The sequence below is a fragment of the Bradyrhizobium sp. LCT2 genome (assembly GCF_009931255.1).
In the GTDB taxonomy this organism is placed as follows: domain Bacteria; phylum Pseudomonadota; class Alphaproteobacteria; order Rhizobiales; family Xanthobacteraceae; genus Bradyrhizobium; species Bradyrhizobium diazoefficiens.
The window spans coordinates 3459118-3472470 of sequence record NZ_CP034432.1; the positions used below are offsets into that span (position 1 = coordinate 3459118).

Consider the following 13353-nt stretch of genomic DNA (forward strand, 5'->3'; position numbering starts at 1 on the left):
GCTTCATTGCTAACGCCGGCGGGCGATGGCAACGCCGAACAGGAAGGCGACGAACAGGCTCGCGAGCGGCGCTTCACGTGTGATCGCGGCGACCGTTGCGAGCGGTTTACCCGGCTTTCGAGCTTCGTCGATGACATGCGCCAAGCGGTCGACAGCGGCGCGCAAGCCTCCGGCGACCTCGCCGAGCGTTTGGGAGACGTCAGCCGCGGCGTCGATGGCGCGCTCGGCCATGCCGGGTTGGGACGGGGGCTGCGGAATTTCGGTGCTCAAATTCGTAAACTCCGCTCCTGACGAAGGGAATGAGGCCGGCACCTTTGGCTATCCGCGCGAGCGCTCGTTTTGAACAGCGGGTCCGAAGACCTTTGGCTATCCGCGACAGGCGCCGTAATGTACGGCGGGTGCCGGCCTTGCAGGGGAAATGCGGTGCGCGGGATTTTGTTCCGGGACGGCTTCTCGCTCGGCGTCTTTTCACCGGGAAATACCCGTGAAACGACGGGTACGAATCTCTGTTAGGCTGGCACGATCTTGTGGATGTCAGGAGACTGCCGTGACCGATCGGACCATGCCGGATCGAGCCCGGCGCATCGCCTTGCTCGGCGCGCCCATCGACATGGGGGCCTCGCAGCGCGGCACCCTGATGGGCCCGGCGGCGCTGCGCACCGCCGGCCTTGCGACGCTGCTCGAGAGCCTGGACTTCGAGGTCGTCGACTACGGCGATCTCACGGCGGCCGAGGTCAGGGACCTCGCAGACAGGCCGCCCGAGAAAGCCAATCATTACCGCGAAATCCAGCGCTGGACACGCGTGCTGAGCCGCAGAGGCTACGAGATCGCGAAAACCGGTGCGCTCCCGATCTTCCTTGGCGGCGATCACACGCTGTCGATGGGCTCGGTCAATGCCATGGCGCGCCATTGGCAGGAGCGCGGACGCGAGCTGTTCGTGCTCTGGCTCGATGCGCATGCCGACTACAATACGCCGGAGACGACGATCACGGCGAACATGCATGGCATGTCGGCCGCGTTTCTGTGTGGCGAGCCGGGCCTCGATGGCCTGCTCGGCGATGACCCGCGTGCGTCGATCGATCCTGACAGGCTCGATCTGTTCGGCGCGCGGTCAATCGACAAGCTCGAAAAGGAGTTGATGCGCGCACGCCGGATCAGGGTTGTCGACATGCGCCAGATCGACGAGTTCGGCGTCGCCGTGCTGATCCGCCGTGTGATCGAGCGGGTTAAGGCGAGCAATGGCGTGCTGCATGTCAGCTTCGATGTCGATTTCCTCGATCCATGCGTGGCGCCCGGGGTCGGAACCACGGTGCCGGGCGGAGCGACCTATCGCGAGGCACATCTGATCATGGAGCTGCTGCACGATTCCGGCGTGGTGGGGTCGGTCGACATCGTTGAGCTCAATCCATTCCTGGACGAACGTGGTCGAACCGCGCGGACCGCGGTCGAGCTGATCGGCAGCCTGTTCGGGCAGCAGATCACCGACCGGCCGACGCCAAGCAATGCGATCGCGCCGGGCGAGTGAATCGGACGGACGGCGATTGTGCGCTGCAAGGAAAGGAACTGCTGTTGTTGCCGGGCGATTTAGATCAACGCTGATCGAAATCGCCTGCTTTTGAAATAGCTGCGAATTGCAAATGCCGTCGTCAGAATGTTTGATGCGGTCTCAGCGCCAGCCGGGGGCCCGCAATGAGCAGCACGACACATGCCGACGATGATCCCGTGACGACCACTCGTCGTCGCTTCCTGACTGCCGGCTCGGCCGCGGTCGGCGGCGCCGTTCTCGGCACAAGCACTGCTGCTGCGGAGACCGACAATCTTCCGCCCAATGTTCCCGAATGGATGAAGGCACCGGGCGAGCCGACGGGAGGTCAGCTCTATGGTGCGCCATCGCCCTTCGAGAAGGGCGTCGTCAAGAACATCTCGAAGGCTCTCAAGCAATACATCTCGGCGTCCAGCCGGACGCCCTTGCAGGAGCTCGACGGCATCATTACGCCGAACGGGCTGTTCTATGAGCGGCATCATGGCGGCGTCCCGACCATCGATCCGGCGCAGCACCGGTTGATGCTCCACGGCCTTGTCGAACGGCCCCTGATCTTCACCATCGACGATCTGCGGCGCTTCCCGTCAGAGTCGCGCATCCACTTTCTCGAATGCTCCGGCAATCCCGGTTACACCAAGCCGTATGGCAAGACGGCATCGGATCTCGTCGGCCTGGTGAGCTGCGCGGAATGGACCGGCGTCAGCCTTAAGCTGGTGCTTCAGGAGGCGGGGCTGAAGCCGGAGGCCAAATGGGTGGTTGCCGAGGGGGCCGACGCGGCCGCGCTGACGCGCAGCATTCCGATCGAGAAATGCCTCGAGGACGCCATGCTGGTCTACAGCCAGAACGGCGAGCGGCTGCGACCGCAGCAAGGGTATCCGCTGCGATTGTTCCTGCCGGGCTTCGAAGGCAACATGAGCGTGAAATGGCTGCGCCGCCTGCATGTGACTGCCGAGCCCGTGTATTCGCGTGAGGAGACTTCGAAATACACCGATCTCCTGCCCGACGGCACGGCGCGGGAGTTCTCCTTCTACATGGAAGCGAAGTCGATCATCACCCGTCCCTCCGGCGGTCAGCGTCTGAGCGCGCCCGGCTTCCACGAGGTCACCGGCATCGCCTGGAGCGGGCACGGCAAGATCGCCCGCGTCGAGGTGTCCGTCGACGACGGGAGGAGCTGGCAGAACGCGCGATTGCAAGAGCCGGTGCTGACGCGTGCGCTGACACGCTTCCGTTTGCCGTGGCAATGGGACGGCAAGCCCGCGGTGATCCAGAGCCGCGCCATTGACGAGACCGGCTATGTGCAGCCGACGCTGGCCGAACTGCTCGCAGTGCGCGGCGAGAATTATTTCTACCACAACAATGCGATCTGGCCCTGGCTCATCGCGGCGGACGGCGAGGTGACCAATGCGCTGGCGTGAGATTTGCGGCATCGCATTAGCAATCATGCTGTGCACCTTTGGGAGCGTTGCGCAGGCGCAAAGCCCTTATGGCATCGGTCGGCCGGCGACGTCCGCCGAGATCGCGGGTTGGAATATCGATATCGGGCGCGACGGCAGCAATCTGCCGAACGGGAGTGGTTCAGTCAGCCGTGGCCGTGAAGTGTTCGCTCAACAATGCGCCTCGTGTCACGGCGAAAAAGGCGAGGGCGGCTTGGGTGATCGGCTCGCCGGCGGGCAAGGTACGATCGGAACGGCCAGGCCCATTCGCACCGTCGGCAGCTATTGGCCTTATGCGCCGACGCTGTTTGATTATATCCGTCGCGCCATGCCGCAGAACGCGCCGCAATCGCTAAGCGATGAGGATGTCTATGCGGTATCGGCCTATGTCCTGAACCTGAACGGGCTAGTGGGAGCGGACGCGACGCTCGACGCGAAATTGCTTGCGGCCGTGAAGATGCCGAACCGCGACAGGTTTGTCGGCGATGCGCGGCCCGACGTCAAAAAGTGAACGCGCGCGGGGGACGAGGTTCCCTGCGTTGGCTTGGAACTTGCTTCGGCGAAGGCGGAACTCGCGGGACGTCATTGAATTAACCTGCGAGAGGAAAAAAGCACGGATCCTTCGATGGCAGCTGATCGCTTCGCTCACTCCATGTCCAAGGCGGTTCGCCATCCCGGCGTGATCGCGTTGATCGTGGCCGCCTTGACGATTGCTGCGATGCTGATCGTGGATCATGGGCCGTGGAGCCGGGCCAAGACGCAGCCGGCCCATGTCGCGATGTATGCAACCACGGGCGAGGCTGCACACGCCGCTGGCGCCAAGGTGCTTCCCACCGAACCGAAATCGCCGGTCGAGCCGGAGCGGCCGGGGCCGAAGACGTCCCCGACCGTCAATCCCGTGACGCCGTAGTCCCCGTTAGCTCTTGCGACCATAGTTGAGAAGACCGCCGTTCGTCTTCGGCGGATGCGCGCGCAGCGCTTCTTCGTTCGGCTCGGTGCCCCAGCCGGGCCGGTCCGGAATGATCAGATGGCCGTTCTGGATTTCCGGCTCATGCGTGAACAGCTCGCGGTCCCAGGACAGGCGATCGATGTCGATCTCCATGATCCGCAGGTTCGGAACGGCCGCGCAGAAATGCGCGTTCATCATCGAGCAGAGATGGCCATAGAAATTATGCGGCGCGACGTTGACCTCGAACGCTTCCGCGGCTGATGCGATCTTCATCGATTGCCAGACGCCGTTCCAGGGCGTGTCGATGATCGCGACGTCCATCGCTTGCTCATGGAAATAGGGCAGGAATTCGCGCAGGCCCAGCAGCGTCTCGCAGGACGAGATCGGATGCGGGCTCTGCCTGCGGATGTAGCCGAGCGCTTCCGGATTGAAACTGTCGATCTCGATCCAGAACATGTCGAGGTCCGCGATGGTGCGCAGGATCTTCAGGTAACCCTCGGTCTTGGCGTTGAAATTGCAATCGAGCAGGATGTCGACGTCGGGGCCCGCGCCGTCGCGGATCGCTTCCAGATGCATGCGCAGGTCGCGCAGGATCTTGCGGTCGACGTTGATCTCGGGTGTGAAAGGTGAGCCGAAGCCGGGCCGCCAGCCGGTCGGCTTGCCGTCGTCGTAGGAGAAGATGTTGGTCTTGAGCGCAGTGAACTTCTTCTCGCGCACCTCGCGGCCCATCGCCTTGACGCCGTCGAGGCTTTCGATCGGCGGCTTGTACCAGGACGGATGATTGATCCGCCACGTCGCGCAATGCGACCAGTAGACCCGGACACAGTCGCGGATCTTGCCGCCGAGCAGCTCGTAGCAGGGTACACCGAGGCACTTCGCCTTGGCATCGAGCAGGGCGTTCTCGATCGCCCCGAGCGCTTGCGCCACCACGCCGCCAGCGGCGGGGCGCGTGGCGGCGAACAGCTCGGCGTAGATGCGCTCATGCTGGAAGATATTCTGCCCGATGATGCGGGTGGATAGGCGCTGGATCGCCGCGCCGACGCCCGGTGAGCCAAAGCCTTCATCGAACTCGCTCCAGCCGACGATGCCGTCGTCGGTCGTCAGCTTGACGAAGTGGTAGTTTCTCCAGCCGGCATCGCAGGCAAGGATTTCAAGGCTTGTTGCTTTTGACGATTTGGTCATGTCGCTCCCTGTCGCCCAGCGGGACTTTGTTTTTCTTGTGGCCAGGTCGCAAGGCCCGGTCCTGACGGCAACTGTTAGGCCAACCATGGACCGGCGTGAAGCCCGCAGCGCTGCGGCCGAGGCTGCCTCTCGCCCCTCTTTGGCGGGGAAATGCCGTGGGATCCGGCGGGACGGCCATGATCTTTCCGGGGATCGTCGCGAAAATGCGCCGGGCGCTGACGTTTTTGGCCACAATCGGGACCGACCCTCCACCCATGAAATTTCTGGGCATGATCTCGCTTCTGGCGCTGCTCACAATCAGCGGGGCCGCTATTTCCGATCAGTTTCTGACGGCCGATCAGCACGTTGCGCAAGGGGTGAAATAGCGCGGCGAGCGAAGGCGCTTTTGTCTTTGCAGTTGTCTTGGGGGGACAGCGATGCTTTCGATAGACCAGTTCTTGCGGCTCATCAGCGCGCCGGCCGTGTTTGCGGCCTTCATCATCGCATCGCAGGTTTCGGCGGCACTGTCGCAAGGTTAGTCAGCCGACCACCGACGAGCCGAGCAGGGCGAGGACGGCCAGCGCCATCAGCGCGGTGCCGAGCCAGCCCAGCGCGACCAGCCACGACCGGGCCCTGAAACGGCCCATGATCGCGCGGCTCGAGACGATCAGCATCATCATCGCCATGATCGGAACGGCGACGATTCCGTTGAGCACGGCACTCCAGACCAGCATGTGGATCGAGTCGATCCCGGTGAAGCCGAGGCCGAAGCCGATCGCGGTCGCGGCCGCGATGATGGTGTAGAAGCCGGCGGCCTCGTCGGGCTTTGCCTCGAGCGTGGCACGCCAGCCGAAGATTTCCGCGACACCGTAGGCCGCCGAACCCGCCAGCACCGGGATCGCGAGCAGGCCCGTGCCGATGATGCCGAGCGCGAACAAAGCGAAGGTGAAGTCGCCGGCGAGCGGCCGCAGCGCTTCGGCCGCTTCCGTCGCCGAATTGATGTGGGTGACGCCGTTGGCGTTCAGCACGGCGGCCGTGGTCAGGATGATGAAGAAGGCGATGCCGTTCGACAGCAGCATGCCGAACGTGGTGTCGGCCTTGATGCGCGCGATTTCAGGGGCGCCGCCGCGCCGCGTCTCCTCGCGCAGCGGCTGGTCGCGCTTGCCCTGGTTCATCTCCTCGACCTCCTGCGAGGCCTGCCAGAAGAACAGATAGGGGCTGATGGTGGTGCCGAGCACGGCGACCACCATCATGAAATAATCGGCGCTGACATTCGCCTTCGGCCACACCGCGGCGAGCAGCGCGGTGCTCCACGGGATCTCCACGGTGAAGGCGGTCGCGACATAGGCGAACAGCGCCAGGGTGAGGAATTTCAGCACCGGCGAATAGCGGCGATAGGGCAGGAACACCTGGAGCAGGGTCGAGCCCGCCGCGAAGATCAGCGCGTGCTCGTGGTTGAGACCGCCGATGACGAGCGAGAGCGCCTCGGCCATCGCGGCGATGTCGGCGGCGATGTTGAACGTGTTGGCGGCGACGAGCATGGCGACGAGCGCCAGCACCGCCCAGCGCGGCGCGATCCGCATCACGTTGGCGGCAAGCCCTTTTCCGGTGACCCGGCCGATCTGCGCGCTGACGAGTTGAATGGCGATCATGAACGGCGTGGTCAGAAACACCGTCCAGAGCAGCCCGTAGCCGAATTGCGCGCCGGCCTGCGAATAGGTGGCGATGCCGGATGGATCGTCGTCCGCCGCCCCGGTGACGAGGCCGGGACCCAGTCGTTGCAGCAGCGTCGGCCCGGACTTCGTCGGTGCGTCGGTGCGGTCGTGCTTGGCGGGGCGGTGTTTCAGGGCGGACCTTCCGGAATTGCGAATCCTGATCTTAAGCGCGTTCATGGCCGCAAAGTTCCTGCACAATGAGCGTCGTGCGTCTGCTGAAGCCGATGCTGCCAGCCCTTGCGCGCTCCGGCGCGCGGCGGCGCTCGCTGTTGCTGAGCTTCATGCCGGTGGGCGATCGGGCGAGCATTGAGGCCTGTCGCGCCGTCCGCAACGTGCGCAGCGAGGTGTTTATCTCCTCCTGAACGATAATTCCGGATGCGGAGGAACGTCGCTTCATCGCGCATGTTGACCTCGTGGCGACGGAATCTTCGCGAGGAGCGGGACAGTCACCATCGCGACGACGGCGGCGTCAAGCCCGCCTTGTCGCGGTTCGGCCTCACCCCTCACCAGCAGAGACAGTCATGAACAGGCTCAAGCCGGCCAATTTTCGCAATGCGCTCGACTTGAGCGACAAGGTGCAGGTCAAGACCCTGCGCAAGCGCCTCAAGCTGTCGCCCGATCAATTCGCCGACGCCCTTCGCAAATCGGGCAATTCGATCTCGGCCCTCGTCAAGGAAGCGGCCGCTGCGAGGCCCGGCAAGCCGGAGGCGTAAGGCGCCGGCCTGACCGCGCTGGCGAAGCCGGCAGCCGGATTAGGAACAGCGCGCCGACGACGACGTTTCCCGTTTTCAGGAAGCGAGGAATTGGCCGATGGACAATCTGACGAAGCGCGAGCAGCCGGACCGCAGCAAGATCAACATGGACGAGGCCTTCGAGGTCAAATACTGGACCCATGCGCTCGGCGTGTCGAAGGAGGAGCTGCAAAAGGCCGTCGACAAGGTCGGCAATTCGGCCGCGGCCGTCCGCAAGGAGCTCGCAGGGTAGGGCATGTCGCCGACAGCATCGTGCGCGAGCGCCATGAGAACAACGAGACGTGAACTTCGCGTCCGGCTACTTGACGCTGACGAACATGCCCCAGACCGCGGCCAGCGCCGCGCCGGTGAAGACGACCACCGGATTGTCGCAGAACGTGCCGCCGTAGCGGCACACGTCCGCGCCGAACTGGCCGAGCTCGTGATGGCTCGCGGAGTAGAACAGTCCCGACAACCCCAGCAATGCGGCGGCGACGTAGTACATCGGCGATCTCTCCGAAAACCTTTCCGGTTGCGCCCTCCTGGGAGGGCATGTCCCAGCCTGACGCGAACAGATTTCATTCCGCCAAATCCGATTTGCTGCATTTGAATAAAGTTTGCTCCGTCGGGCAAATCACTGGCATGATGGCAGCATCGGGCATTTCCCAGCGAGCCCCGCATGGCCGCTTCTCGCCCTTGCGGACTTCAGCCGTTGCGACTGCGACACCAGCGTTTGACCCCGAGCAGAATAGGTAAGCCCGCCTCTGAAATTTGAATCCATCCCGGGAACAAGTTGCAATTCTGTGCGTTAGGTGGCGTCGTTGGGGGAAACCATCGTGCCGACCGCCGAGTACTATTTGAAGCAAGCCGAAATCGCGTCCCGGATGGCTCTGGCAGAATCCGACCCGGAAAAAGCGAGGGCCATGCATATCCTCGCCCTGGAGTATTACGACAAGGCCTACCTTGCGCAGGTCCAGGAAGCGTCGCCACCGCAGCCAACCAGCTCGGCCAACATCATCCAGAGGCAGTGAGAGCGCGATCGTTGACGGTTTCGGATCTCGCCTCTTGGGGCCCTTCGCGCACATGGTGGCCGACGGGCGGATGTTTCGCTTTGTCACTCCGCCAAATCCGATTTGCTGCATTTAAATAGAGTTTGCTCCGTCGGGCAAAACACTGGCATGATGTCAGGATTGCCACAGCGCGTAGGATGGGTAGAGCACTTGCGAAACCCATCGCTCGGTCCCACCCGATGAAGACGATAGCGGCGTGCTCGGTCACATGCAGCGGATGATGGGTTTCGCTGCGCTCTACCCGTCCTTCGGCTTACCGGAGAAAGCGCGATGATCCGTCGTGCCCACGCGTCAGATATCTCTCGGGTGGCCGCTCTCTATCACGCGGTTTGGCACGAGACCCAGGCTCCCTTCATGCCCCACGCAGAAATTATCCGTCGGTCCATGGAATTTTTCCTGGAAAGGATGACGGCACTTTTGCCTTCGACTTTGGTAACGGAGTTGAACGAAGAGGTCGTGGCGTTTTCGGCGTGGAGAGGCCGGCTTCTGGGCCAACTTTTTGTGGCGATGCCGCATCGAGGGACGCGCGTCGCGTCAAGTCTGCCGACAGCCGCTGAAATTGAGATGGCCAAGGGAGGTATTGCCGAGGCAGAACTGCACTGTGTCGTTGGCAATGAACGTGCGCGCCGCTTCTACGAGCGCATGGGCTGGCATCACAAAGCGGAAATCATGGAGCAGGTTGCCGGTGAGCACGGGCAAACCGATGTTCCGTTCTGGTGCATGACCAAGGTTCTCACCATCTAGCACATGTCCATCGACCACTCTCGAGAGCCCGCGTGGCCGCTTCTCACACTTGCGGACTTAGCCGCTGCGACTGCGACGCCGGCTTTTGACCCACAGCTATTACGGATATTGGTGGCTGCGGAAATCGACGTCACTCAATGCTCACCTCCTGAGTTGCGAGCGTAACGACGCAAAGCATGAAGAGCGGCACAGAGTCGCTGAACCCATGTGCACCGTGCTTCGTCCGAACAGCAGGAGAATTGCATTTTGCATAGCGCATTCGGTCAGGATAGCTGACGGTGCGCGCTGCGTTTTCCGGGCATGACGCTGACGTCCGCCGCGTTCCATGCTATTATGTCAATATTCCAGGTCGTTCGGTCGAGCCTTGTATTGAGGTCAAAGCCGATGATTGGAGTCACCATCCCCACATACTTCGTCAGTCCAAGGCGAAGCATCATGAAAGCATGATCACGTTGACGCTCGGCGCCGGCGTGCAACTCGATTCGACAGGAGAAAGCATACGCAGGTCGATTTCAACTCGCGGCAGTTCACGGCGGAGACCTGAACCGCCGCTTGATCTAAGGAGGCACTCATGAACTTCATCAGCGTGCGCAGAGTCCCCACATTCACCGCAGCGATGAGACTCACCAAAGCAACGGCTTTTGCTGCAGCGCTCGTGTCCTTTGCCCCCGCGGCTGTCGCGGGAGAGCCGATTGAAAAGAAGGGGACTACTCCTTATGTGACGCACTTTATTTTTCGACCCTTGATGAGCATTGACACCGCCGAACTCGGCAAGGCCACTACGCTGGAGGCGGTCGGGACCACTCAAAACATGAAGGGAGAGAAGATGCTGGACAAGATGTCAGCACGCTGCGTGGCGCTGAACGTCGCGTCCGGAGACAAGAAATACATTGACGGAGCTTGCGTGCTCGCCGACAGCGACGGCGACAAGATTTTCTCGACCTTCGATACGCGAGACCTCGACAAGGCCCAGCCGAAGATGGATTGTGGAACGCATATCATCACCGGCGGCACCGGTAAGTATAAGGGCATCACCGGAAGCGAACCATTTGCTTGCATAGCCATGCCTGCGTTGGCTGGCTCTGGCGACTATTTTGCGATGGACATCCCGCACAACACGTCCTGGGAAATCAAGTGATCCTGAACCCGATGTCGCCGTAAAGATGGTTGTTGAGGCGGCCATCAATCGCTGAACGAGAGCCTAGCCCACCACAGCTGGGCTCTTCTTCTGTTCATGATTTAGGTCAGATGGTCCGCCCGTGGTCCTTGGCGGACGTGGTGGCAGACGGGCGGGTATGCGCTTTGTCTCCAGGCGGCCATCTGCAACGTGACAGCCCCGATGAAACACGCCTGAAACAATCCTGAAACCCGATTGTCCTGAACTCCTTTTTCGCTGGCACCGACCAACCAAGCGAAAAGGAGACAATCATGATCCAGATCGGTTCGAAGGAAGAAGTCGCGTTCCTGCTGGCGCTGTTCGGCACCCACACCCAGCCGGTCAAGCGGCCGAAGCCGAAATCGCGGCAAGGCTGAAGGCGCTGATCCCATGCCCGGCTTGGCCGAATGCCAGAGCCTCTTGCGGCTCCTGATCGCGAGGGGAGATCCGAAGGCCATCCCGATCGCCAAGGGCGCCATCGATCAATATCTCAACACGGCTCCGGTCAGCGCCCGCGGGCGCGGCCTGCGCGTGCTCCAGCGCGATGCGCTCGACCAGCACGACCTCGCGGTCGGCGTGCAGCGCTCGTTCGCCGAAACGGTGGATGCCTATATCGAGCGGAAGTTGGCGGAGGAGTGAGGTGCGGACTCGCGGGACCGAAGCGCGCGGTTGCTGGCATCGCTCTTGCTGAACACGTCTCAACCAGGCCCGGCGCTAGCGGGCTGATCCAGATCGAGGCGATCCCATGCAGTCAACGTCCCGCTTCGAAGCAACCGCGTCTCTCAAGCTCCACGCCCTGATCTCCGACCTGCACTGGCGGATTCAGATGCTGGAGAGCGACATTGCGGAGGAGGAGCGCAGTTCCGGGAATGCCGACCCGGACAGCCCCAGTTATTCCATGCTGGCCCAGACGTTGCGGGCGCGCAGGGACAATCTGAAAACCTCGATCGCCATGCTGGAAGCTCGGGTCGAGCGTGCGCCGGATTTGCCGCGGGCGGCGTAGGGCGCGGCTGCCGGTGGCCGGCGTCGCGGCCTTGGCCCGCTTCGGGATCGTCGCATCGCAAAAAAGAAGAGGATAAGTCCCGGTCAATGCGGCACCCTTTGGTTGCGGCGACTCTCGACCTGCAATAAATTCTTGTTTGTTGGTAATCGTTTCTTGCCGCAAACGACCTCCTAGACGGTGATTTGTCAGGAGCCGAGCGTGTCGCGCGATTGCGCGCCATCCGCAAAGCTCCAACTGCCAGAAGATCGGTCTGTGACCATCGGTTGGCGCCGCAAATCAACGGAGGGTCCAATGCCTGTGGTGCATAAGAGACTGAGCCAGGCCAAGGACCTTTACGACGGAGCCGCCGCTGGCCGGGGACGACGCGCCAACACTCGATGTTCCCGGTTTGTTCTCCTTTTTGGGATCGCCGCGAGCCTCGCCGTTAAGGTTGTCCTTGAAACCTCAACGGGAGCATGTCAGGTGCCGAGCGTGTCGCGCGATTGCGCGCCAGCCGCAAAGCTCCAACTGCCAGAAGATCGGTCTGTGACCATCGGTTGGCGCCCGTTCTATCAGGCTTAGGTGCACCTTTGCTCGACCCTACGCCTGTGCGAACCGGATTGGATCAATTCCCAAAGCCAACAAAGATTCTGTCGAAAGCGAAGCTCTTCGCGGCCTGGAAAGGATCTCGGGATTCGACTTCCGATCCGGGTCGTCCCGGAATAGACGGAATTACCGCCGAGCAGTTCGCGTTACGGTTAGATGAGCGACTTTCGATTCTCGCTGATGCTTTGCGCACCGGCAAATACCATCCGTCGCGGCTGAAGCCCGTTTTCATCCCGAAGCCGAATTCCGAGAAAGACAGACTTATTTGCATTCCGGTTATCCGCGATCGTGTCGTTCAGAAGGCAATTGTCAATTACTTGGTTTCGACAGACAAACTCCCGGTAGAAAATGAGTTCTCCTTCGGCTTTATTGCCGGTAAGGGCACATCAAATGCCATAGATCGAGCGCTCGACCTCCGCCGGAAATACGGCTGGTGCCTCAAGACTGATATTGAAGCCTTCTTCGATCGCATAGCACGTTCAGACGCGAAAACGCGCGTGGCAAAGGCGTTGGGCAAAAGTAGTTTGACCCCATTGATCCATTCGTTCATCGACTGCGAAATCAGACAGACAAAATTTACTCAACCAAAACTCGCGAAGCAGGGGATCAAGGAAGGGCGCGGCCTTCGACAAGGCATGCCCCTTTCGCCCTTATTGGCAAATCTCGTTTTATCTGATTTTGACGCAAGCTTCCGAGCAAAAAAGATCGAAATGGTCCGATATGCGGACGATCTCTTGCTGTTCTTTCATTCGAAGCGCGATGCGCAAGATGGCTTCGACTTTGTAAAATCGCAACTGGCTACACAGGGTTTGACCATTCCCGAGTTGGGGGACGAAACTTCAAAAACGCAAATAGTTGCACCGAGGATGCCTGTCACCTTTTTGGGCCTTGAACTCGTCCACTATGAAGCAACAGGCCGTTATGAAAAAAGGGTCGGCCGAAAACAAATTGCGAAAATCGAGCGGCGATTGGAGGAGCAGTACAGCTTCGAGAATTTGCGCAAGGAGCGCGTGAATTTCCAGCAAGCTAATGTGGACTTATCGCGATCGATTTCCTCTTACCTGGGCATCTATCGAGGTACATATGACTTTCCGCTTGTTGAAAGTGAACTCAGGCGGATCGCGCGTCAGGTTCTTGAGGCCCTCTTTGAGGACGTCTTTGGCCTTGATGTGCTGAGGCGCGTCACACCAGAGGGAAGAGAGTTCTTAGGCCTCGGCAAAATGGATATTCTTGAAGAGTCAGACCCATTCGAGGTTTAGCACG

18 protein-coding genes are annotated in these 13353 nt (G+C 61.3%); 14 read left to right on the plus strand and 4 right to left on the minus strand.

What is annotated here, in order from left to right; genetic code table 11:
• Positions 1 to 9 precede the first annotated feature (9 nt).
• Positions 10 to 270: a hypothetical protein gene (locus EI171_RS16735; RefSeq protein WP_060908356.1), complete on the minus strand. Its 261-nt coding sequence runs from the start codon at positions 268 to 270 to the stop codon at positions 10 to 12.
• 277 nt (positions 271 to 547) lie between these two features.
• Between EI171_RS16735 and rocF the strand changes: the two genes are divergently transcribed.
• The 4 genes from rocF (at position 548) to EI171_RS16755 (ending at position 3886) form a co-directional block, all read left to right on the plus strand.
• Positions 548 to 1525 (plus strand): arginase, encoded by a 978-nt coding sequence (rocF, locus tag EI171_RS16740; protein ID WP_028174433.1) that lies wholly within the window; start codon positions 548 to 550, stop codon positions 1523 to 1525.
• A 164-nt stretch (positions 1526 to 1689) separates the two neighbouring features.
• Positions 1690 to 2958, plus strand: a complete 1269-nt coding sequence (gene soxC, locus EI171_RS16745) for a sulfite dehydrogenase (RefSeq protein ID WP_161534038.1) — start codon at positions 1690 to 1692, stop codon at positions 2956 to 2958.
• The gene (locus EI171_RS16750; RefSeq protein WP_011088861.1) at positions 2945 to 3487 is read left to right on the plus strand and encodes a c-type cytochrome; all 543 of its coding nucleotides are present in this window, start codon (positions 2945 to 2947) and stop codon (positions 3485 to 3487) included. Before soxC ends, EI171_RS16750 begins: the two co-directional genes overlap by 14 nt.
• 114 nt (positions 3488 to 3601) lie before the next feature.
• A complete protein-coding gene (locus EI171_RS16755) occupies positions 3602 to 3886 on the plus strand; it encodes a hypothetical protein (RefSeq protein WP_161534040.1) in 285 nt (94 codons plus the stop codon).
• A gap of 6 nt (positions 3887 to 3892) precedes the next feature.
• Here EI171_RS16755 and EI171_RS16760 read toward each other — a convergent pair whose 3' ends face one another.
• Positions 3893 to 5107: a mandelate racemase/muconate lactonizing enzyme family protein gene (locus EI171_RS16760; RefSeq protein ID WP_161534042.1), complete on the minus strand. Its 1215-nt coding sequence runs from the start codon at positions 5105 to 5107 to the stop codon at positions 3893 to 3895.
• 176 nt (positions 5108 to 5283) lie between these two features.
• On the opposite strand from EI171_RS16760, the gene EI171_RS16765 reads away from it, so the two are divergent.
• A complete protein-coding gene (locus tag EI171_RS16765; RefSeq protein WP_028174437.1) occupies positions 5284 to 5472 on the plus strand; it encodes a hypothetical protein in 189 nt (62 codons plus the stop codon).
• Positions 5473 to 5625: 153 nt separating this feature from the next.
• On the opposite strand, the gene EI171_RS16770 is transcribed toward EI171_RS16765, so the two are convergent.
• Entirely contained in the window at positions 5626 to 6978 is a 1353-nt protein-coding gene (locus tag EI171_RS16770) for an NRAMP family divalent metal transporter (protein ID WP_246740561.1), read from the minus strand.
• A 20-nt stretch (positions 6979 to 6998) separates the two neighbouring features.
• On the opposite strand from EI171_RS16770, the gene EI171_RS16775 reads away from it, so the two are divergent.
• The 3 genes from EI171_RS16775 (at position 6999) to EI171_RS16785 (ending at position 7785) form a co-directional block, all read left to right on the plus strand.
• Complete coding sequence (locus EI171_RS16775; RefSeq protein ID WP_202633155.1) at positions 6999 to 7163, plus strand: hypothetical protein; 165 nt, start codon at positions 6999 to 7001, stop codon at positions 7161 to 7163.
• A 159-nt stretch (positions 7164 to 7322) separates the two neighbouring features.
• Positions 7323 to 7514 (plus strand): DUF3606 domain-containing protein, encoded by a 192-nt coding sequence (locus tag EI171_RS16780; protein WP_161534044.1) that lies wholly within the window; start codon positions 7323 to 7325, stop codon positions 7512 to 7514.
• A 97-nt stretch (positions 7515 to 7611) separates the two neighbouring features.
• Positions 7612 to 7785, plus strand: coding sequence for a DUF3606 domain-containing protein (locus EI171_RS16785; RefSeq protein WP_011088855.1), 174 nt, complete (start codon positions 7612 to 7614; stop codon positions 7783 to 7785).
• A gap of 66 nt (positions 7786 to 7851) precedes the next feature.
• Here the strand turns inward: EI171_RS16785 and EI171_RS16790 are convergent, their stop codons facing one another.
• Positions 7852 to 8037 (minus strand): hypothetical protein, encoded by a 186-nt coding sequence (locus EI171_RS16790; RefSeq protein ID WP_028174439.1) that lies wholly within the window; start codon positions 8035 to 8037, stop codon positions 7852 to 7854.
• Positions 8038 to 8368: 331 nt separating this feature from the next.
• On the opposite strand from EI171_RS16790, the gene EI171_RS16795 reads away from it, so the two are divergent.
• From EI171_RS16795 to EI171_RS16820, 6 genes are all read left to right on the plus strand, one after another.
• The gene (locus EI171_RS16795) at positions 8369 to 8563 is read left to right on the plus strand and encodes a hypothetical protein (RefSeq protein ID WP_161534046.1); all 195 of its coding nucleotides are present in this window, start codon (positions 8369 to 8371) and stop codon (positions 8561 to 8563) included.
• Positions 8564 to 8872: 309 nt separating this feature from the next.
• Positions 8873 to 9346, plus strand: a complete 474-nt coding sequence (locus EI171_RS16800) for a GNAT family N-acetyltransferase (RefSeq protein ID WP_161534049.1) — start codon at positions 8873 to 8875, stop codon at positions 9344 to 9346.
• A 571-nt stretch (positions 9347 to 9917) separates the two neighbouring features.
• Positions 9918 to 10484, plus strand: coding sequence for a hypothetical protein (locus EI171_RS16805; RefSeq protein ID WP_161534051.1), 567 nt, complete (start codon positions 9918 to 9920; stop codon positions 10482 to 10484).
• A gap of 408 nt (positions 10485 to 10892) precedes the next feature.
• The gene (locus tag EI171_RS16810) at positions 10893 to 11141 is read left to right on the plus strand and encodes a hypothetical protein (RefSeq protein WP_027545907.1); all 249 of its coding nucleotides are present in this window, start codon (positions 10893 to 10895) and stop codon (positions 11139 to 11141) included.
• Between the two features lie 106 nt (positions 11142 to 11247).
• Positions 11248 to 11505 (plus strand): hypothetical protein, encoded by a 258-nt coding sequence (locus tag EI171_RS16815; protein WP_161534053.1) that lies wholly within the window; start codon positions 11248 to 11250, stop codon positions 11503 to 11505.
• A gap of 455 nt (positions 11506 to 11960) precedes the next feature.
• Positions 11961 to 13349, plus strand: a complete 1389-nt coding sequence (locus EI171_RS16820) for a reverse transcriptase domain-containing protein (protein ID WP_161534055.1) — start codon at positions 11961 to 11963, stop codon at positions 13347 to 13349.
• Positions 13350 to 13353 lie beyond the last annotated feature (4 nt).

What these genes read in the sequence shown, in the direction of transcription:
- EI171_RS16805 (WP_161534051.1), top strand. Translation starts at nt 9,918, where the DNA reads ATGAACTTCATCAGCGTGCGCAGAGTCCCCACATTCACCGCAGCGATG.
- EI171_RS16810 (WP_027545907.1), top strand. Translation starts at nt 10,893, where the DNA reads ATGCCCGGCTTGGCCGAATGCCAGAGCCTCTTGCGGCTCCTGATCGCG.
- EI171_RS16815 (WP_161534053.1), top strand. Translation starts at nt 11,248, where the DNA reads ATGCAGTCAACGTCCCGCTTCGAAGCAACCGCGTCTCTCAAGCTCCAC.
- EI171_RS16800 (WP_161534049.1), top strand. Translation starts at nt 8,873, where the DNA reads ATGATCCGTCGTGCCCACGCGTCAGATATCTCTCGGGTGGCCGCTCTC.
- EI171_RS16760 (WP_161534042.1), bottom strand. Translation starts at nt 5,107, where the DNA reads ATGACCAAATCGTCAAAAGCAACAAGCCTTGAAATCCTTGCCTGCGAT.
- EI171_RS16785 (WP_011088855.1), top strand. Translation starts at nt 7,612, where the DNA reads ATGGACAATCTGACGAAGCGCGAGCAGCCGGACCGCAGCAAGATCAAC.
- EI171_RS16755 (WP_161534040.1), top strand. Translation starts at nt 3,602, where the DNA reads ATGGCAGCTGATCGCTTCGCTCACTCCATGTCCAAGGCGGTTCGCCAT.
- EI171_RS16775 (WP_202633155.1), top strand. Translation starts at nt 6,999, where the DNA reads ATGAGCGTCGTGCGTCTGCTGAAGCCGATGCTGCCAGCCCTTGCGCGC.
- soxC (WP_161534038.1), top strand. Translation starts at nt 1,690, where the DNA reads ATGAGCAGCACGACACATGCCGACGATGATCCCGTGACGACCACTCGT.
- EI171_RS16750 (WP_011088861.1), top strand. Translation starts at nt 2,945, where the DNA reads ATGCGCTGGCGTGAGATTTGCGGCATCGCATTAGCAATCATGCTGTGC.
- EI171_RS16820 (WP_161534055.1), top strand. Translation starts at nt 11,961, where the DNA reads ATGTCAGGTGCCGAGCGTGTCGCGCGATTGCGCGCCAGCCGCAAAGCT.
- EI171_RS16765 (WP_028174437.1), top strand. Translation starts at nt 5,284, where the DNA reads ATGATCTTTCCGGGGATCGTCGCGAAAATGCGCCGGGCGCTGACGTTT.
- EI171_RS16790 (WP_028174439.1), bottom strand. Translation starts at nt 8,037, where the DNA reads ATGTACTACGTCGCCGCCGCATTGCTGGGGTTGTCGGGACTGTTCTAC.
- EI171_RS16770 (WP_246740561.1), bottom strand. Translation starts at nt 6,978, where the DNA reads ATGAACGCGCTTAAGATCAGGATTCGCAATTCCGGAAGGTCCGCCCTG.
- EI171_RS16780 (WP_161534044.1), top strand. Translation starts at nt 7,323, where the DNA reads ATGAACAGGCTCAAGCCGGCCAATTTTCGCAATGCGCTCGACTTGAGC.